This window comes from Streptomyces sp. NPDC002520, from assembly GCF_053595235.1.
In genome coordinates, this window is sequence record NZ_JBSFXG010000007.1 from 136,576 (window position 1) to 154,927 (window position 18,352).

Consider the following 18,352-nt stretch of genomic DNA (forward strand, 5'->3'; position numbering starts at 1 on the left):
CGAAGCACGCAGTAAGGGGAGGTGCGGGCTCCGGACACAGGCGGTGCCCCGGTTTGGGAGGCTTCCATGAGCCTGGTGGAACTGATCGCACAGGCCGACGACCGCGGACTGGCCGCCAGCGGGCTGGCCTGTTCCGATCGGTGCGTCCCCCTGCTGGGCTGTGACGACGAGCTGCTGCGCCCGCTGTGGACGCACCTCGCCGACGGCTCCGACTGGTCCGTCAGCCTGGACAAGGCACGCGGCGCGCTCGCCTCGGCCGGCCCTGACGAGAACGAGGCGGCACGGCTCGCCCGCCGCATGGTGGAAGCCGCCCCGGCCGAGCGCACCGGCGACGCCGTACGGGCCTGGGCCGACGCCTGCTCCGTCGCCTCCCTGATCATCCACCGGCTCCTCGACCCCGCCGTCGACGAGGACACCCCGGCCGACGACGTGGACGCCGAGCGGGCCGGCGGACCGGAGAGCGCGTCCCCACTGGTCGCCGCCGAGCTGCGCCGCCAGGTCCTCGTGCTGGAACTCCTCGCCGGACACGGCGTGCAGGGCCTGCGCCGCGCCCTGGACGTCTCGGTCGAGGGGCGCAGGGTGCTGCGCGCGGTGGTGTCCCGCAAAAAACGGCTGGCGTAGCCGACGTCGCCCGCGGGGTCGGCGCTCCCCGGCCGCCCGTACCGCCCGATTTCCGACCGGCGCCGCCCCAAACCCGCTTTCCTGCGGGAGTCCTGTGCGCGTCCTGCACCTGAGGTGGGGCGGTCCTGCACCGGTTGCCGACCCGGCCCGGATCGGGGTGACGGATACCAGGTCAGGACCGCTCTTCCCTATGTGACAGCGCAGCACGTGACAGCACAGACGGAGACCAGGCCACCCGCCGCGGCGAAGCCCGCGCGATGGGCCGCGGACGCGGTGGCCGCCATGCGTGAGGGTGCGCGGGTGCGGCTCGACTACTCGGCACAGAGCCTGTGGCGGTTGGACCGCATGATCGAGGAGATCCGGCGCGAGGGGCCGCCGTACGCGGCGGTCGAGAACGTGCTGCGCGGATTCGGCGCCTACGCCGGCGAGGTCATCGTCCGGCAGACCGGAGCCCAGTGGTGGTCGACCGGCGGCGACTACTGGGTCCGCACGCCCGACGGCCGGCTGTGGGACCCCTTCGACGAGGCCCGGCGCGCGTACGGCGGCAACGGCTCGCTGCGCCTGCTGTGCCGGGACGCCACCGCCGCCGGATGAACCGGGGCCGGGCCCCACTCGCTGGTGCGGGACGCGGCCTGCAGGTCGTAGGAGGTCGTAGGAGGTCGTAGGAGGTCGTACGACAGAGACGACAGTGCCCGGGCCGGATCGGCCGCTGAGTCCCAGCCGCATGTGAAGAGCGATCGGCCCCAGGATTCCCGGGGGCTATTGCCCTCGACGCGCTACGCGCCGCTGTACAGCCGCTCCAGATCCACCAGTACGACTTCACCCCGTTCCGCCGCGGCGTGCAGCTCCGGGGTGAAGCCGGCGCCGCTGTAACAGGCCGGGACGGCGTGGCTGGTGTCGACTCCGCGGGCGGACAGCAGCCGCAGGATGTGCTGGAGCCGTTCGAGGTGCGGTACTCCCATGACCTTGCTCCACTTCGCTTCGCCGACCGACAGCAGGATTCCGTGGTCCTGTCCGACCGCACCGTGGACGACGACGTCGACCTCGTGCGTCGTACGTGCGGCGGGATCGGCCACGGTTCCCGCGGCGACGTCGATCGGCATGCCGCCGAAGGTCTCCGGCTCGGCGTGCCACTCGACCCACTCGCGGCAGAGCCGCTCGAAGTGCGGGCCCACGACCTTGCTGAGGAAGGTGTCCTGGCTGCGCTCCCAGACCTGGGCGGCCCCGCGTCGGTGGGAGAGGAGTGCCGCCTCGGGGCGTACGACCGCGTGGTGGAAGGAGATGAGAGGCTCGGCAATCCGGTACAGGGTGCGGTTCTTGCGGAAGGCGTCGGGTTCGGCGGTGAGCAGTCCGCAGCGCTTCAGTACGGCGAGTGGCGTCGAGATGTCGGTGGCCTTGCGGCCGACGGCGCTCGCGATTCCCCCGTTGCTGTTGTTGCCGGTGGCGACGGCGGCGAGGACCGAGTGGTAGAGCGAGCGGTCGCGCAGGTCCGGCTCTGCCGCCAGGAGAAAGGTGGCCTCACCGAAGACCGGACGGGCCGGGTTGAGTACGGTCCGGCTGACCCAGTCGTCGAAGTCGTCCAGGCCCGCCGGCACGTCGTCGTCGACGAACTCACGCCGGTACGCGGGAGTTCCGCCGACGATGGCGTGCGTCAGGACGGCGAGCCGAGGGTCGTCGATGCCCCAGAACCTGGCCGCCTCGCGGTAGCCGAGCGAGTGGACGACGAGGTCGAGTCCGGCTCGGCCGTAGAGCGGGGAAGTCCCGGACAGCAGGCCGCCCATGAAGGACACGGCGCTTCCGCACAGCAGGATGCGGGGGTGCCGCCGGAGATGGCGGCCGCCCCGTACCCCGATGGCGGCCTGGAGCTGCGAGGGCAGGGCCGGGGCGTTCCGTACGAGATACGGGAACTCGTCGATCACCACCGGAAGCGGCCGGTCGGCTGCCAGGTCGAAGAGGAGATCGAGCGCCTCGCCCCAGTGTGCGGGCCGAGGGGGTACAAGCACATCCGTATAGCGGGCGACCTCCTCGCCAAAAAGCTGGAGCGATTCGGCGGCCGACGCCTCCACGGCCGCGAAGTAGAAGCCCCCGGTGGCCTCCGTGAGGGCCTGCAACAGGAAACTCTTGCCCTGCCGTCTGCGCCCGGAGACCACCCCGAGGCGCGGTCCCTCGCCGCTGCTGGTCGCGAAGGCCGTCAGCTCGCTCCACTCCCACTCGCGGGCGAACATGTCCGCGGGCTTGGGCAGGTGGCGTCCCTTCGGTAGGGCCATGCGGGGCTCCCCGGACTTTTAGGAGTGCGGTTATTAGAAGTACACCGCTAAGAACGAACGCGCTTGGCGAATGGACACGCTGTGGCGCCTGGGAGCGGTGGACGCCGCGCGTCACCCTAAGGTTCTCCATCGGGGTGCTGGAATTGATTGCTCGCCCCCTTGGGGCGCAGGCCTGCCCGCGTAAGGAGACATGGATGTCACGCACTGACGATCGGCTGACGACATGCTGAGAGTAGAGGAACTGGAGGTCGCGCTTCCGGCGATGACGCCGTGGCGTGTGACGGCGGGGCGGAGCGTGGACTGGGCCGCCCTTGAGGCGGTCCTCGGGACGGCGCTGCCCTCGGACTTCCGTGCTCTGGCGGAGGCGTACCCGGTGCTGGTCGTCGACGACTTCCTGATGGTGTCCGTTCCGCTGCCCGGCGCCGAGGCGGGGTGGGCGTCCGCGAGCCGGGAGGACGAGATCCTTCAGGACTGGTACGAGATGGGCGACATGGAGGACTACGTTCCCTACCCGCGGCCGGGAGGTCTGATCGGCTGGGCGTCGTCCAATTCGGGAGACAGCTTCTACTGGAGGACGAGCCCCACGGACCCGGACGCATGGCCGGTGGTCGTCCGCACGGACAACGCCGAGTGGTTCGAGTTCCCGGTCGGTGCCGTCGAGTTCCTGGCCGGCGTGTACGGGCGCACCATCGACGTGCCGGGCATGCCCGGGAACTTCCCCAGCGACCACCCGGAGGTGCTGGGCCTGAGCGACAGGGTCGACTGATCGGCGGGCTGAACCCCACCGCGGGCCGGCGGTTGCACGAAGAGACCGTCCCCGGGTGTTCGGCCGGAAGTGGACCGCTGTTCGCCCAGGCTCGGGGGAGCGCGCGAGGTGAGGCAGGGCGGCGGACGGTGTGTGTGCACCCGGTCAGAAGTCAGGGCGTACACGCAGTTCGGAGCCGCCAGTTGTTCAGCGAGCCGGCCTACGTGCGCTGCCACCCGTCGCATGGTTCGCGCAGCCACATCGGCGCAGTCTTCGAGAAGAGAGTCCGGGACCGGTCCGAGGAGCCGAAGGTCCGACCAGACCCCTTCATGGTCACCACTGATGTAACGCTGCGTATAGGACATCACCGGGACAGCCTAGGGTTCGTGCCGAAAGCCAGAGGTGCGGGGAAGGTCCGGTGACTGATGGCCATGGCGTGAGCCGCCATCTTTTGTGCTGCCACGCTCCGTACGCCCCCTTTGTCCGGGAGCTCGCTGCCGTACCGCCCTCTGCTGTATAACCACGCCGCCAACGAACTTCCCGCCTCTGACGAAGGGTTGTGACGTGCTGTCCGGAACCGGAATACGTGTCCGTCCGAGTGGGCGGCGCCGTGCCGTCGGGGTTGTGGTCGTCGCGGTCGCGATGGCTGTGTCGTCGGGGTGCTCGGGGCACGACGGCAAGCGGAAGCCGGCCGGGCGGCACTCTTCGGGGAAGGTCGCGCAGGACGGACCGGGGGCGAAGGGCAACGAGCGTCATGGCAAGCCGTCCGCCGCTCCGGAGCCGCGGACGGCCTCGCAGTTCGTCGCCCGGGCCCGGCAGGCCCTGGGGGCGGAGAAGGGGTGGACGTTCGCCCTGCGTGGCAGCGAGTCAGCCGTCATGCAGGGGCAGGCGCCGTCCGGTGCCACGTATGCCGCGACCGTGCACCGCACCGGCAACCCCCGAGCGGTTCAGCAGAACGGCACGGTCACCACCGGCAAGGGCGAGAAGAAGCCCGAGGTGGTGTACGTCGTCGGTGGGACCGGCTACGTCAAGGACGGTGCCGAGGGGTGGAAGAGGGGCCCCTTGTCCGATCCGGACATCGCGAACGACGTCGAGGATCCCGTGGGTGAGCTGGACGCGTTCGCCGCGTACGCGAAGAGCGCGACGGTGAGTCGTACGGGGGGCGGAGTGCGGCTGCAAGTCAGTGCGTCCGGGTGGCAGTTGACGGCCGCGCGGAGCCGTCCCGCGCTGAAGCGGGCGGTGCGGGAGGTGGAGCCCACGCTCGGTCAGTTGCGCAAGGCGGGGGTGACGGCGACAGACGGTCAGATCACGCTCAAGAGTTTCGGCGAGACATGGGAGTTGGACAGGGCGCACGGGTACCGGCCCGTGTCGCACCGGTACGCGTTCACGTTCCTCGTGCCGTTCCAGGGCGGGAACATCACGGTGAGTCAGGAGGTACGGGCCGACAACCGTGGGGTGTTCAGGGGGAGCATCACCCTGCCTCCCGGTGTGAAGTGACTTGTGCGACGCATGACAAGGTAAGAAGGTTGTGCATTCGGTATGAGATTCCGTGTGGCGATTGACACGTCCATGACCCGTGATGTTGGAGAGGCGGATTCCGCTTAGTGATCACGGGGGAACTGCCGACTGCTCCCCCTGGCCTGAGCGAAGGGGGAACGTTGTCATGGGTGAAGTGGACACGCGACCGCGTGCGAGCGAGATGCGTGGGTGCGCGGCCGTCTTCGTCGCTCGTGCCACCGCCCGAAGCCGGCTGCCGCTGGACTACTCCGAGCGCAGCCTGCGGGTCGTTGACTTCCTGGTCGACGGGCTGCGCAAGGGCGGCGCCGACCGGGAGCGGGCGCGGAACCCGCTGTTCGGGCTCGGGGCGTACGTCGGTGAGGTGCTGGTGCGCCGCGCGGGCGCGGCGTGGCTGGACTTCGACGCCGAGCAGCGCATGTACTTCGGCCAGCCGGTGGGGGTGCGGATGCCGGACGGGCGGGTGTGGAACCCGCTGGGCAAGGTGGTCAACCGGTTTGAGGCGGGCGGCACGGAGGATTCGTTGCAGACCTTCTGGCTGACCCTGCACGGGCGGGCGCGCCGCGACGTCGGCTGACCCGCTCAGGTCGGTGCACGTCGGCGCAGGTCAGTGCAGGTCAGTGCTGGTCGGTGCCTCGGTGTCGGTCGTTGCCCGCGCGGGAGGGGATGTCGACACCGCCCTGGAGCGGGCGGTTCGCGTCGAGAGTCCGGTTCGTCCGCGCGGTCGCCTCCCGGGCCGCCGTTGTTGTATAACCGGCCCTCGTTCCGGTCGGCCGCCGTTTCTCGGGCGTGCCTGTTGCTCACCGCTGCCCCCATCGAAGGGTCTTTTCGTGCTGCCCTCTTCGCGTTCCCGTGCCCGTACGTGCTTCGTCGTCGCGCCGGCCGTCGCCGGTGTCCTGCTGATGGCGTCGGCCTGTGGAGGATCGGACGGGGAGGGGGGAGAGGCGAAGGCCGGGGCCGCGGCCGACGCCGTCGAGGTCGACGCGTCGAGCGGGACGGGATCGCCGAGCGGCTCCCCGTCGGCGTCGGCGTCGACCTCACCGTCGAAGTCCGCGTCCGCGTCCGCCTCGGCTTCGGCGAAGGGCGAGGAGGGCGCCGAGGGCGGCGCCTCCGCGACGCCCGGCACGGGCGCGGCCCCCGGTGCCGCCGCCACCCGCCGGCCCACCACCGCGCCGCCCGCCGTCCAAGCCGCCCCGAACTTCCCCGTCGCCGCCTCCCCGGGCGACGCCACCCAGCTCATCACCGTGAAGGCGAGCGGCTCCTACGCCACCGTCACCGCCTGGGCCAAGGGCGCCTCGGGCTGGAAGGCGCAGTTCAGCACGAGCGCCGGCCGGGTCGGCTCCAACGGCGTCACGAACGGGGCGACGCGGCAGCAGGGGACGTACACCACGCCTACCGGGACGTACGGCATCACCGAGGGCTTCGGGGTCGAGTCGAGCGGTACGAGCATGCCGTACCACGTCGTCAACAGCTCCGACTGGTGGGTGGAGGACCCCCAGTCGAAGTACTACAACTCGATGCACAGCGCGTCGGGCGCCGACTTCCCGCTCACCGAGTCGGGTGACCGGGGCAGCGAGCATCTGGTCAACTACCCGACGCAGTACGCCAAGGCGCTCGTCATCAACTTCAACCGGTGGCCCGCGACGCCCGGTCGCGGCGCAGGCATCTTCCTGCACGTCAACGGGAATGGCGCGACGGCCGGTTGTGTGTCCGTGCCGCGCGCGACGATGGATCAGATCATGGGCTGGATCAGGCCCGGCGCCCACCCCCGTATCGCCATCGGCTGAGGCCGGGCGAGGCGGGAGGAGAACCCCGCGGGGACCGGAGGAGAGCCCCGCGGGGACTGGGGGAGGACCCGGGCGGGACCAGGGGCCGACCCGCGAGCTGTGACACTTCTGTGAGCCGCGACGCTGATGTCCCTGGGGGACGCGGGACACGGGACACTCGTGTCGCGCCGAGCTGATTCGCTATGAGCTCGAGCACAGGTCCGCACAAGGGCGCGTGTTCGGTACGGACGAGGACGGTTCTTGGGCCACGGAGGGGAACGTCGGCGCGTGCAGGCGTACGACGGAGAACTGGGGACGGCCGTCGCGCGGGCCCAGGACGGGGACGAGGCCGCCTTCGCAGTCGCGTACCGCATCATCCAGCCGGGGCTGCTCGGCTATCTGCGCGGCCTGGTCGGCGACGACGCCGAGGACGTGGCCTCCGACGCCTGGCTGGAGATCGCCAGGGATCTGGGGCGCTTCAAGGGCGACGGCACCGGGTTCCGCGGCTGGACCGCGACCATCGCACGGCACCGGGCCCTGGACCATCTGCGCAGACAGCGGGTACGGCCCCGGGCGACCACGCTCGAACAGGACGTACTGGACCTGCCCGGACCGCAGAGCACCCACGACCAGGCGCTGGAGTCCCTGTCCACCGCGCGTGCCCTCGAGCTGGTGCACGGGCTGCCGCGCGACCAGGCCGAGGCCGTGCTGCTGCGGGTCGTGGTCGGCCTTGACGGACCGGCCGCCGCACGTGTCCTCGGCAAGCGGCCCGGCGCCGTGCGTACGGCCGCCTACCGAGGGCTGAAGCGGCTCGCCCGTCAGCTGGGCGTCCACGACGTCACGGCGGAAGGTGTGACGGATGAGGGCCCCGGCACGCTGGGGGAGTCGAAATGAAGCGTGCGGAGAAGCGTGTCGCGTTACGTGGTGGAACGGCCCCCACGGCCGGCCGGATGAACGCCGGCGGCTGCGGGCCGTATGAATCCGGGATGCCGGGTGCATCCCGCGGGACAGAGAGCACGTGACAGACGGCGCGTGACACACAGATCGGACAGGGACGGAAACTGACATGGGTGAGCGGCACAGCGGCGGCGGACTGTCCGGCCGTCGGCACGTACACCCCGGCGACGACACCGCGGACGCCCGGCTGGAGGCGAGCCTCGTCGCCGCCCTCCGCACCGCCGAACCCGTCGACCCCGCCGCCGAACAGCGTGCCCTGGCCGCGTTCCGCACCGCCCGGGACGAGGGTCTGTACGGCCCGCACCGGGCGCGGACCCGGCGCCGGGACGACTGGCGGCCCCGGGAGTCGCGCCGCGTGCGGCTGTCGGTGAAGGCCACGCTCTCGGTGTTCGTCGCGAGCCTCACGCTGGGCGGTGTCGCCGTGGCGGCGATCGGCGCGGCCGGCTCCTCCTCGCACGGTGCCGACAGCGGCAAGGGGCACGCCAACCCGGGTACGAGCGCCCCGGAGCGGGCCGGTGCCGGTGCCTCGGCCGGGTCGTCCGCCGCGTCCTCGGCGCACCCGGATCACCCGGACACCGCCAAGGACACGCTGGCGCACTGCCGCGCGTACGAGCAGGTGAAGGGCCGGGGCAAGGCGCTCGACTCCACGGCCTGGCAGCGGCTGCTGACGGCCGCGGGCGGCAAGGACCAGGTCACCGCCTACTGCGCCGCCCAGTTGGCGCGGGCCGCGCAGAGCGGGAGCAACGGCCGGGGCGGCGGCCAGGACAACGGCCACGGCGGCAGCGGTAACACCGGCGGCGGGAACACCGGCGGCGGCAGCGGACAGAGCGCCGGGCAGAGCAACGGCCAGAACGACGGGCAGAACGCCGGCAAGGGCACCGACGCCACGTCGGGCAACAGCGGCAAGGCGAACAACAGCGCCGAGACGAACAACGGGAACAAGTGACGGGACAGTGACCCCCGTCGCCGCTCTCACCGGTGCCGGCCTGCTCGTCCGGCTTCTGGTGCGTCTGCTGCGCAGCCCCGGCCGAAGCCGCTGATTCCGGCGCCGAGGGTGCGGCCTCAAGGCGGCGGAACTCAGGGCGGCGGAACTCAGGACACGCCTGACCCTGGTCGAAGAAGGAGACGACGCGGAGACGGCCGGGGCCGCCACCCCCCACAGGAGAGGCCCCGGCCGTCGCGCGGTACGGGCCGCGCGGCGGCCCGTACTTAACTCAGCGCCGAGCGTGCTCTTTCTGTCACACCCTGACGCGGAACCTGGCGTACTTTCTGACGGGTCACGAGTTAGTTGCATCTTCTATGGACATGGACGAGCAGCAGTTAACGCCGTAACGTGCCTTTCGCGCCGACCGAAGGACAGGCGTAAAAGGGAGTGCGGTGCTGGGGGACGACGCGGAGCTGACCGCCGCGGTGCGTGCGGCACAGGACGGCGACGAGACGGCTTTCCGTACGGTGTACCGCGCGGTGCAACCCCGGCTGCTCGGTTACGTGCGCACACTGGTCGGCGATCCGGACGCGGAGGACGTCGCGTCGGAGACCTGGCTGCAGATCGCCCGGGACCTCGACCGGTTCAGCGGTGACGCCGACCGGTTCCGCGGCTGGGCCGCCCGGATCGCCCGCAACCGCGCCCTTGACCACATACGCATGCGCGGCCGCCGTCCCGCGATAGGCGGCGACGAGACCGAGCTGGCCGGGCGGGCCGCCGAGTCCGACACGGCCGGCGAGGCCATCGAGGCCCTCACCACCGACAGCACCCTCTCGCTCATCGCGCGTCTCCCGCAGGACCAGGCCGAGGCGGTCGTGCTGCGCGTCGTGGTCGGCCTCGACGCCAAGTCCGCGGCGGAGACGCTCGGCAAACGCGCGGGCGCCGTGCGCACCGCGGCGCACCGCGGCCTCAAGCGGCTCGCGGAACTGCTGGGCGAGGATCCGGAATCGGCGGGCGTGCTCGAGGCGCTTCCGGCCCAGCGAGAACCACGCGGAGGTGCGGTGACGTCCGCGAGTGTGACGCATACGTGTGCGCGGACGCAGAAGGACATGTGATGGCCGACGAGCACAACAAGTGGCTGAACCGTGAGACGGCCGAACGCCTGCTGCGCGGTGAGTCGCTGGAAGCCGTCGACGCCTTCGCCCGTGACCAGGCGGAACGGCTCGCCGAGGCGCTCGGCTCACTCTCCGCCGGGACGGCTGCGGCGACGGGCGAACTCCCCGGTGAACAGGCCGCGTTGGCCGCGTTCCGCGAGGCCCGCAAGGACCGCGAGGCGGTCGGCGCCGAGCACGTCGGCGCCGACCTCGGCGCCGCAACCGCGAGCCGGCGCCCCGGCCTGCCCGCACCCGAGGACGACGCGGGCCTGGTCCGCATCGGCGCCCCGCCCCGTACCGGAATCCGTTCCCGCCGCCCCCGCTGGGCCCGCCCGGTCCGGCTGACGCTCGCCGCGGCGCTGGCCGCCGGCACGCTCGGCGGGGTCGCGGTGGCCGCGGGCAGCGGTGTGCTGCCCACTCCGTTCCACCACGCGCGGCCCGCGCCCGGCGCCTCCGTCTCCGCCGACGAGACCTCGGGGCAGCCGTCCGTCCCGCCGCCCTCGCCGGACCTCGGCTCCGCCACGGCCACGCCCGGCGGAGGCCCGGACGGATCCTCCCGCGGCGCGTCCTCCGACGAGTCCCCGGGCGGGCACAAGGGCAAGGGCAAGGGTGCCCAGCCGGGCTCCGGCGTGGCCTCCGGGAATCCCCGCACTTGGTGGAAGAAGTCCGCCACGGCCTGCCGTGCCCTGCGCGAAGGCAAGGAGCCGGGGGTCGGCCGCAAGCGGGTCCTGGAGGACAGGGCGGGCGGTTCGGCGCACGTGCAGACGTACTGCGAGGCCGTGCTGGCCGCCGCCGAGAACGCCTCCTCGGGCGGTGCGAACGGCGGCGGGGACAAGGGCGGCAGCGGCGACGACAAGGGGGACGCAGGCGGCCGGGGCGGTGACGACGACGTCCACGAAGGCCGGTACCGCGGCCACGACGGCAAGCACCGTCGCGTGGGCCCAGGCGCGCCCTCTCCCGTCGCCAAGGCCGTCGCGCCGGCGCACCCCGAGCGCGCGGCCGGCTCCCCGGCACCCGCGCCGAGCCCGTCGTGACACTTCCTGTTCGCCCGCTGCCCCGAACCGCCGGATGCCTCGCTGACCTGCGATTTTGTCGCCCGTGAATTTTTTTTCGCGCAGGGTGTGACGTTTCCGGCCCGCGTCACGCAGTAATGAGTGAGCCGACTGGTCATCGGCCGTCGCACTGAGCCGGGGTTCCCCCCGTACCTGCGGCTCGTGCACCTCGGCGCGGGCGGGACACGTTCCCCCGGTCCCGCCCGCGCCCCGCATCTTTCCTACCGTGTCCGTCCTGCGCGCCTCACCAGTACACGACGACCTTGTCGCCGTCGCGCACCTGCGCGAACAACTCCGCGATCGCCGCCTCGTCCCGCACGTTGACACAGCCGTGCGAACCGCCCGCGTACCCGCGCGCCGCGAAGTCGTAGGAGTAGTGCACCGCCTGGCCTCCGCTGAAGAACATGGCGTACGGCATCGGCGAGTGGTAGAGCGTCGACACGTGGTGCCGTGACTTCCAGTAGACGTGGAAGTCACCCTCGCGGGTCGGGGTGAACTGGCTGCCGAAGCGGACGGACATCGTCGACACGGTCCGCCCGTCGACCATCCAGCGCAGCGTCCGGCTGGTCTTGCTGACGCACAGCACCCGGCCCGTCAGGCAGCGCGGGTCGGGCGCGGCGGCCGGCTGGCCGCCCATCAGATACAGCTCCCACGTCCCCGGCCGGTGCGTCATCGCCCGCAGCCGCTGCCAGGTGGTGGTGTCCGTCTCGCCGGTCCGGGGCAGCCCGCGCTTGCCCTGGAAGCCCTTGACGGCCTGCTCGGTCAGATCGTCGTAGCTCCCCGTCGGCCCGTCGAACAGCCAGGCGACCTGGCGCAGCCGGGCCTGGAGCTCGCGCACGGCCGGGCCGCTGTCCCCGCGCGACCACAGGACGGCGGGCGCCGGCCGCGCGGGCTTGGCGGCGGGGGTGCCCGGGGCCCTCCCGGTGGGGTCGTCCTCGGCCGTCCGGGTGGGGTCGGGAGCGCGGCTGGAGGGCAGCTCGACGTGGACCGGCGAGCGGTTCTTGCCGTCGGCGGCCTGGGGCTGCAGGGTGCAGCCGCAGAGCGCGGCGAGGGCGGCACACGAGACGAGTACGGCGGCGGGTCTCCCCGGGATCCTCATGCCGGGGATGTTTCCCCGCGTGAGGGCGGACGAACTACGGGGCATGGTGAAGAGGGACGAAACGGACCTGCGGAGGCATCCATGGCGCACGAGTCGGAGTCGGGGCTGCCGATCGAGCCGGTGTACGGGCCGGCGGCCCTGAGCGGCTGGGACCCGGCCGAGAAGCTGGGCGAACCGGGGGCGTACCCGTACACCCGCGGGGTGTACCCGACCATGTACACCGGCCGCCCCTGGACCATGCGCCAGTACGCCGGTTTCGGTACGGCCGCCGAGTCCAACGCCCGCTACCGGCAGCTGATCGCCCACGGCACCACCGGCCTGTCGGTCGCCTTCGACCTGCCCACCCAGATGGGCCACGACTCCGACGCGCCCCTCGCGCACGGCGAGGTCGGCAAGGTGGGCGTGGCGATCGACTCGATCGAGGACATGCGGGTGCTGTTCGACGGCATCCCGCTGGACCAGGTGTCGACGTCGATGACGATCAACGCGCCGGCCGCTCTGCTGCTGCTCCTCTACCAGCTCGTCGCGGAGGAACAGGGGATCGGCGCGGACCAGTTGACCGGCACCGTCCAGAACGACGTCCTCAAGGAGTACATCGCGCGCGGGACGTACATCTTCCCGCCGAAGCCCTCCCTGCGCCTGACCGCCGACATCTTCAAGTACTGCACCGCCGAGATCCCGAGGTGGAACACCATCTCGATCTCCGGCTACCACATGGCCGAGGCGGGCGCGTCACCCGCGCAGGAGATCGCCTTCACGCTCGCCGACGGCATCGAGTACGTCCGTACGGCGGTCGCGGCCGGCATGGACGTCGACGACTTCGCCCCCCGCCTGTCCTTCTTCTTCGTGGCCCGTACGACCCTGTTGGAGGAGGTCGCCAAGTTCCGCGCGGCGCGGCGGATCTGGGCCCGGGTGATGCGGGAGGACTTCGGCGCCCGCGACCCGAAGTCCTGGATGCTGCGCTTCCACACCCAGACCGCCGGGGTCCAGCTGACGGCCCAGCAGCCGGAGGTGAACCTCGTCCGGGTCGCGGTGCAGGCCCTCGGGGCCGTGCTGGGCGGCACCCAGTCCCTGCACACCAACTCCTTCGACGAGGCGATCGCGCTGCCCACGGACAAGAGCGCACGGCTGGCGCTGCGCACCCAGCAGGTGCTGGCGTACGAGACGGACGTGCCGGCGACGGTGGACCCGTTCGCGGGCTCCTACGCGGTCGAGAAGCTGACCGACGAGGTCGAGGCGGCCGCGCTGGACCTCATGCGCAAGGTCGAGGACCTCGGCGGCGCGGAGGCGGCGGTCGAGCGGGGCTTCCAGAAGGCCGAGATCGAGCGGAACGCGTACCGCATCGCCCAGGAGACGGACTCCGGGGAGCGGGTGGTGGTGGGCGTCAACCGCTTCCAGCTGGACGAGGAGGAGCCGTACGAGCCCCTGCGCGTCGACCCGGCCATCGAGGCCCGCCAGGCCGCACGCCTGGCGGGCCTGCGGGCCGAGCGGGACCAGGGGGCGGTGGACGCGGCGCTGGCCGCGCTGAAGAAGGCGGCGGAGGGGGAGGAGGAGAACGTGCTGTACCCGATGAAGGAGGCGCTGCGGGCGTGCGCGACGGTGGGGGAGGTGTGCAACGCGCTGCGGGAGGTGTGGGGGACTTATGTTCCGAATGTCGCTTTCTGAGGGCTGACTCAAGTGCGCCTCGGACTGTGCGTGTTCATCCTCCGGACGAGCACTGCTGACAGGCGCGCTTCCGTGCGACACTCCTTACCATGTTCGGCGTCATCGATCTCCCCACCTACCTGGCCGGCCTCGTTCTGATCGTCCTGCTGCCCGGCCCCAACTCCCTCTACGTCCTCTCCGTGGCCGCCCGGCGCGGTGTGCGGGCCGGTTACACCGCCGCCGCCGGGGTGTTCTGCGGCGACGCCGTCCTGATGACGTTGTCGGCGGCCGGGGTCGCCTCCCTGCTGCAGGCGAACGCCGTGCTGTTCGGGATCGTGAAGTACGCCGGTGCCGGGTATCTGACCTGGCTGGCGATCGGGATGATGCGGTCCGCGTGGGCGATGTGGCGGACCCGGCGGGAGCAGGCCGCCCCGGAGGACGCGCCCGTCGCGGCGAACGAGGAGCGGCCCTACCGCCGGGCCCTGGTCGTCAGCCTCTTCAACCCCAAGGCGATCCTGTTCTTCGTCGCCTTCTTCGTGCAGTTCGTCGACCCGGGCTACGCCTACCCCGCCCTCTCCTTCGTCGTTCTCGGCGCGTTCGCCCAGGTGGCCAGCTTCCTGTACCTCAGCGCGCTGATATTCGGCGGCACCCGCCTGGCCGCCGCCTTCCGCCGCCGCAAGCGGCTGTCCGCGACGGCCACGTCGGCGGCGGGCGCGCTGTTCCTCGGGTTCGCGGTGAAGCTGTCGCTGGCCAGTTCCTAGCGGGTCGGTGCCCAGCCGTCAGGCGGTGCGGCCGACGCGGGTGAGGCAGGAGGAGAGTCCGGCCGCCGTGTCTCCGGCCCAGCCGATGCAGCCGTCCGGGCGGACCGGGAACGGACCGGGGCCGTACGGCCCCGGGGCCGCGTCCCGTACCGTCCGCACCCACGGGCCCGGTTCGGGGGCCTCCGGACCCGGCAGGGTCCAGTGCGGGCCGCGGAACGCGTCGAAGAGGCGTACACCGTCCGGCGCCCGGTCACCCGCGCGCACGCCCGCCGCGGCCGACCGGGTCTCCGAGGTCAGTGACGACTCCCGGTAGCCGAGGCCGAGTTGGCGTGTCTGCCTCGCCGCGCCGCGCCTCGCCGCGGTGCACGCGCGTCGACAGGCCCAGCACGTCCGCGGCGGCCCGGCTCCGTTCCTCCTCGTAGGTGCCGAGGAGCGTCTCCGGAGCGCCGTCGCGCAGGACCGCACCCAGCTTCCAGCCGAGGTTGTAGGCGTCCTGGACGCTGGTGTCGAGGCCCTGGCCGCCGGCCGGGGAGTGGACGTGCGCCGCGTCTCCGGCGAGGAAGACCCGCCCCGAGCGGAAGCGGTCGGCGAGGGCGGCGCGCGGGCGGAAGTCCGAGGCCCGGCGCACCTGCGTGATGTCCCCAGGCGCGAGGTGCGAGCGTGCGGCGGCGACCTTGCGGATGCCTCCGCGATGGGCTTCGCGTGAACTCTTGGCGAACAGCGCGGGGATTCACATTGAGAGTTGAGGTAACTCCATGTCGTCAATGTTCCGAATATCCCTACTGAGTCCCTGTAGGGCAAATGTGGCACCTTAGTGTGGCTGTTCGGTAGAGCAGATGAGCGGGGCCGAGGGATGGCTGGGGTCTGAATGCGTGGTGCGAACGAAGGGGCGTCGACAGCCACGAGGGACGCGGGCGGGATGCGGCAGTCGCTCCCGCCGCTTGCCGACGACCGGCCGACTCAGCCATTGCGAAGGGTGTCGCCCGACGCGCTCGTCACGTCGCCCCGGCCGGAACGCGAGCGTGGTCGCCTCTACGCCCTCGACGGTCTCCGGCTCGTCGCCGCGTTGATGGTCGCCCTGCATCACTACGCCGGCACCAACCGGGTCGACCAGCCGCACAACGCGGTCTGGGACCGGCCGGTGTCCGACATCATGCCGACGGTGTTCCACTTCGCGACGTACGGCTGGATCGGTGTCGAGATATTCTTCGTGATCAGTGGTTTCGTGATCTGCATGTCGTGCTGGGGCCGTACGCCCCGGCAGTTCTTCGTCTCCCGGGTGATCCGCCTCTATCCGGCGTACTGGTTCGCCATCGTCTTCACGACGGTCGTCCTGGTGGCGCTGCCCGGCGTCTGGGACCGTCTTCGGCCCCGCGACATTCTGCTCAACTTCACGATGCTGCAGTCCGGTTCCGGTGTGCCGAACGTGGACGGTGTGTACTGGACGCTCTGGTCGGAGCTGCGCTTCTACCTGTTGTTCATGGTGGTGGTCGCCACCGGGCTGACGTACCGCAAGGTCGTGATCTTCTGCTGTGTCTGGGGCGCGGCGGCGATGGCTGCCCCGGTGGCGAAGTTCGATCTCCTCTCACTGGCCGCCGACCCGGGCGGCGCCTGGTACTTCATCGCCGGCCTCGCCCTCTATCTCATGCACCGCTTCGGTCAGGACCTGCTGCTGTGGGGCATCCTCGCGATGGCGTGGCTGATGGGGCAGCGGGAGCTGGGGCTCAGGATCGAGAACGTCGAGCACGTGTCGGGATGGCGGGGGAGCGTGCTGATCTTCACGGTCTTTCTGCTCGTCATGGTCGCGATCGCGCTCGGTGCGACGGACGGCATCCGGTGGAAGTGGCTGGTGACGGCCGGGAGCCTGACGTTTCCGCTGTATCTGATGCACTACGCGGCCGGTACGGCGTTCATCAACCGGATGAGTGACGCGATGGACGCGCGGCTGCTGGTCGCCTCGGTGATCGCCGGGTTCCTGGTGCTGAGCTGGCTCGTGCACCGGTTCGTGGAGGCTCCGGTGGCACGGATGCTGAAGCGGGGGCTGGACACGTCCTTCGCGCGGCTGCGGAACGCGGGGGGATGAGATCCGCGGAGGTCGGAGCGTGACGTTCACCATGGGAGACCTGGTGAACGGAATCCCGACCTCGCCCGGGGCAAGCCCTTCGTGAGGCGCGGCCCGAGCGGTTTTCCGGCGAACCGGTGGATCAGCCAGGTCTGCCCGAGGCCGCCGCAGCGGACAACCGCGTCAGCGTCCTCCCCTCCGCCCACTCGGCCCAGGCATCGGCCACTGTGGCCCGCCCCCCACCAGCCTCCGTGGGGCGGGCCACAGTGGCCGACGTCGATGTCCTCGCCGCCCCCCGATGTTCCTTTCCCGGTCGTCCGGATCGGCAGGCATGCTCTCCCGCCTGCCCCTGTCCGGCACCGGGCAGTCCCGGCACAGCGACGTACGCCTACCCGGCCCGCTAGGTGACGACCTCAACGCCCGCCGGCCGACGTCGCCCACAGTCGCCGCGTCCGCCCGCCCGCCCCGGCAGTCCGCGGCAGGCCGGCCGCAAGAGCCGGTCCGGTCCGACGCCGGCCGCCGACGATCGACGGGGGATCGGCCTCAGCGGATCTGGTTCAGGGCCTTGCGCAGCCGCGGTGTCAGCGGGTCCTCGACGAACCGGTGCAACAGCCAGGCCAGCAGCAGCATCGCGGTGATCGTTCCGGCGAAGGTCACCGACGAGGGCAGGTGCAGACCGTGGTGCAGAGTGCGGATGACCACCCAGCCCAGGTGCTCGTGCACCAGGTAGAAGGGGTACGTCAGCGCCCCGGCCACGGTCAGCCAGCGCCAGTTCGCCCAGTCCAGCCAGCCCAGCGCGATCGCGGCGACGGCGAGGAAGCCGAAGGCCACGACCGCGATGATGCCGTACGAGGTGCGATGGGCGAAGGCGTTCGGATCCGCGGCGTTCCACAGCTCACGTACCGCGTAGTGCTGGGCGATCAGGAAGTTCACCCCGACGATCCCCCACGCGAGCGCGTCCCTGCGGTCGCGGTGGACCAGATACAGCCCGATCCCGCCGATGAAGAACGGCGCGTACTGCGGCATCAGCACGATGTCGAGCAGAGGCTGCCCGGCCCCCTGCGCGACGGCGGCGCCCATCGTCCAGCAGGCGCAGAACAGGACCACCCGGCGCCTGCTGGCGCCCGGCAGGACCACGAGCAGGGCGAACAGGGCGTAGAAGCGGATCTCCGCCCACAGCGTCCAGTCGACGCCCAGCACCCGGTCGACACCCAGCGGCTCCTGAAGCAGGGTCAGGTTCACCAGGGCATCGCTCGGCGACACCGTCTCGTACACCACCGCCGGCAGTGCGAACACCGCCGTGACCAGCACGACCGCCACCCAGTACGCAGGCATCAGCCGGGACACGCGGGAGGCGAAGAAGGAGCGCAGCGGCCTGCCCCAGCCGCTCATGCAGATGACGAACCCGCTGATGACGAAGAAGATCTCGACACCGAGGCAGCCGTAGGCGAACGGCGTGTGCAGTGTGGGGAACTGCTGTTTGGGCGAGGTACCCCAGGCCTGGGTGACGAAGCCGCCGCGGCCGCCGTAGTGGTACAGCGCCACCATGAGAGCGGCGATGAGCCGCAGCCCGTCGAGGGCGCGGAGCCGTCCGCCGGTACGTTTCGCCGGCGGCGCGGGCACGGTCGGCGTGCTCGCCGCAGAAACGGGCGCCGCTTCGGCGGATCGCGCATTCTGTGTGGTCACGACCGTCTCGGTCACGCTGGCACCCCTCGCAGTACACCGCGGGTTGTCGTCGTACGCACTCCCCACTGGATGCGCACACACTCCTGACCGGAGGAGGC

General features: G+C 71.4%; 16 protein-coding genes and 1 pseudogene. 13 read left to right on the top strand and 4 right to left on the bottom strand.

Translation table 11 applies throughout. The features are described from left to right. Positions 1-66: 66 nt before the first annotated feature. A complete protein-coding gene (locus ACWD5D_RS13120; protein WP_451372741.1) occupies positions 67-621 on the top strand; it encodes a hypothetical protein in 555 nt (184 codons plus the stop codon). 207 nt (positions 622-828) lie between these two features. Beyond that, the gene (locus ACWD5D_RS13125; RefSeq protein ID WP_451372742.1) at positions 829-1,215 is read left to right on the top strand and encodes a hypothetical protein; all 387 of its coding nucleotides are present in this window, start codon (positions 829-831) and stop codon (positions 1,213-1,215) included. 182 nt (positions 1,216-1,397) lie between these two features. Here the strand turns inward: ACWD5D_RS13125 and ACWD5D_RS13130 are convergent, their stop codons facing one another. After that, positions 1,398-2,888: an AAA family ATPase gene (locus ACWD5D_RS13130; RefSeq protein WP_451372743.1), complete on the bottom strand. Its 1,491-nt coding sequence runs from the start codon at positions 2,886-2,888 to the stop codon at positions 1,398-1,400. Positions 2,889-3,111: 223 nt separating this feature from the next. Here ACWD5D_RS13130 and ACWD5D_RS13135 point away from each other — a divergent pair, with 223 nt between their 5' ends. The 8 genes from ACWD5D_RS13135 to ACWD5D_RS13170 all read left to right on the top strand — a co-directional run bounded on the left by ACWD5D_RS13135 (position 3,112) and on the right by ACWD5D_RS13170 (position 10,984). Further along, on the top strand, positions 3,112-3,654 hold the full coding sequence (locus ACWD5D_RS13135; protein WP_451372744.1) for an SMI1/KNR4 family protein: 543 nt from the start codon (positions 3,112-3,114) through the stop codon (positions 3,652-3,654). A gap of 603 nt (positions 3,655-4,257) precedes the next feature. Further along, positions 4,258-5,130, top strand: a complete 873-nt coding sequence (locus ACWD5D_RS13140) for a hypothetical protein (RefSeq protein ID WP_451372745.1) — start codon at positions 4,258-4,260, stop codon at positions 5,128-5,130. Positions 5,131-5,296: 166 nt separating this feature from the next. Next, positions 5,297-5,725, top strand: a complete 429-nt coding sequence (locus ACWD5D_RS13145; RefSeq protein ID WP_451372746.1) for a hypothetical protein — start codon at positions 5,297-5,299, stop codon at positions 5,723-5,725. Positions 5,726-5,978: 253 nt separating this feature from the next. Continuing rightward, positions 5,979-6,935, top strand: a complete 957-nt coding sequence (locus ACWD5D_RS13150) for a L,D-transpeptidase family protein (RefSeq protein ID WP_451372747.1) — start codon at positions 5,979-5,981, stop codon at positions 6,933-6,935. A gap of 240 nt (positions 6,936-7,175) precedes the next feature. After that, positions 7,176-7,808, top strand: coding sequence for an RNA polymerase sigma factor (locus ACWD5D_RS13155; RefSeq protein WP_451372748.1), 633 nt, complete (start codon positions 7,176-7,178; stop codon positions 7,806-7,808). Between the two features lie 172 nt (positions 7,809-7,980). Beyond that, the gene (locus ACWD5D_RS13160; protein WP_451372749.1) at positions 7,981-8,817 is read left to right on the top strand and encodes a hypothetical protein; all 837 of its coding nucleotides are present in this window, start codon (positions 7,981-7,983) and stop codon (positions 8,815-8,817) included. Between the two features lie 431 nt (positions 8,818-9,248). Next, positions 9,249-9,911, top strand: coding sequence for an RNA polymerase sigma factor (locus tag ACWD5D_RS13165; RefSeq protein ID WP_451372750.1), 663 nt, complete (start codon positions 9,249-9,251; stop codon positions 9,909-9,911). Beyond that, positions 9,911-10,984: a hypothetical protein gene (locus tag ACWD5D_RS13170; RefSeq protein WP_451372751.1), complete on the top strand. Its 1,074-nt coding sequence runs from the start codon at positions 9,911-9,913 to the stop codon at positions 10,982-10,984. Before ACWD5D_RS13165 ends, ACWD5D_RS13170 begins: the two co-directional genes overlap by 1 nt. A gap of 262 nt (positions 10,985-11,246) precedes the next feature. Here the strand turns inward: ACWD5D_RS13170 and ACWD5D_RS13175 are convergent, their stop codons facing one another. Beyond that, complete coding sequence (locus tag ACWD5D_RS13175; RefSeq protein ID WP_451372752.1) at positions 11,247-12,101, bottom strand: L,D-transpeptidase family protein; 855 nt, start codon at positions 12,099-12,101, stop codon at positions 11,247-11,249. Between the two features lie 81 nt (positions 12,102-12,182). Here ACWD5D_RS13175 and ACWD5D_RS13180 point away from each other — a divergent pair, with 81 nt between their 5' ends. Both ACWD5D_RS13180 and leuE read left to right on the top strand, forming a co-directional pair. Continuing rightward, entirely contained in the window at positions 12,183-13,766 is a 1,584-nt protein-coding gene (locus tag ACWD5D_RS13180; RefSeq protein ID WP_451372753.1) for an acyl-CoA mutase large subunit family protein, read from the top strand. Between the two features lie 89 nt (positions 13,767-13,855). After that, a complete protein-coding gene (gene leuE, locus ACWD5D_RS13185; protein ID WP_451372754.1) occupies positions 13,856-14,506 on the top strand; it encodes a leucine efflux protein LeuE in 651 nt (216 codons plus the stop codon). A gap of 18 nt (positions 14,507-14,524) precedes the next feature. On the opposite strand, the pseudogene ACWD5D_RS13190 reads toward leuE, so the two are convergent. After that, positions 14,525-15,191, bottom strand: a pseudogene (locus ACWD5D_RS13190) (FAD-dependent monooxygenase); the annotation flags it as partial. A 234-nt stretch (positions 15,192-15,425) separates the two neighbouring features. Between ACWD5D_RS13190 and ACWD5D_RS13195 the strand changes: the two are divergent. Beyond that, entirely contained in the window at positions 15,426-16,589 is a 1,164-nt protein-coding gene (locus tag ACWD5D_RS13195) for an acyltransferase family protein (RefSeq protein WP_451372755.1), read from the top strand. A gap of 522 nt (positions 16,590-17,111) precedes the next feature. Here ACWD5D_RS13195 and ACWD5D_RS13200 read toward each other — a convergent pair. Further along, a complete protein-coding gene (locus tag ACWD5D_RS13200; RefSeq protein ID WP_451372756.1) occupies positions 17,112-18,254 on the bottom strand; it encodes an acyltransferase family protein in 1,143 nt (380 codons plus the stop codon). Positions 18,255-18,352 lie beyond the last annotated feature (98 nt).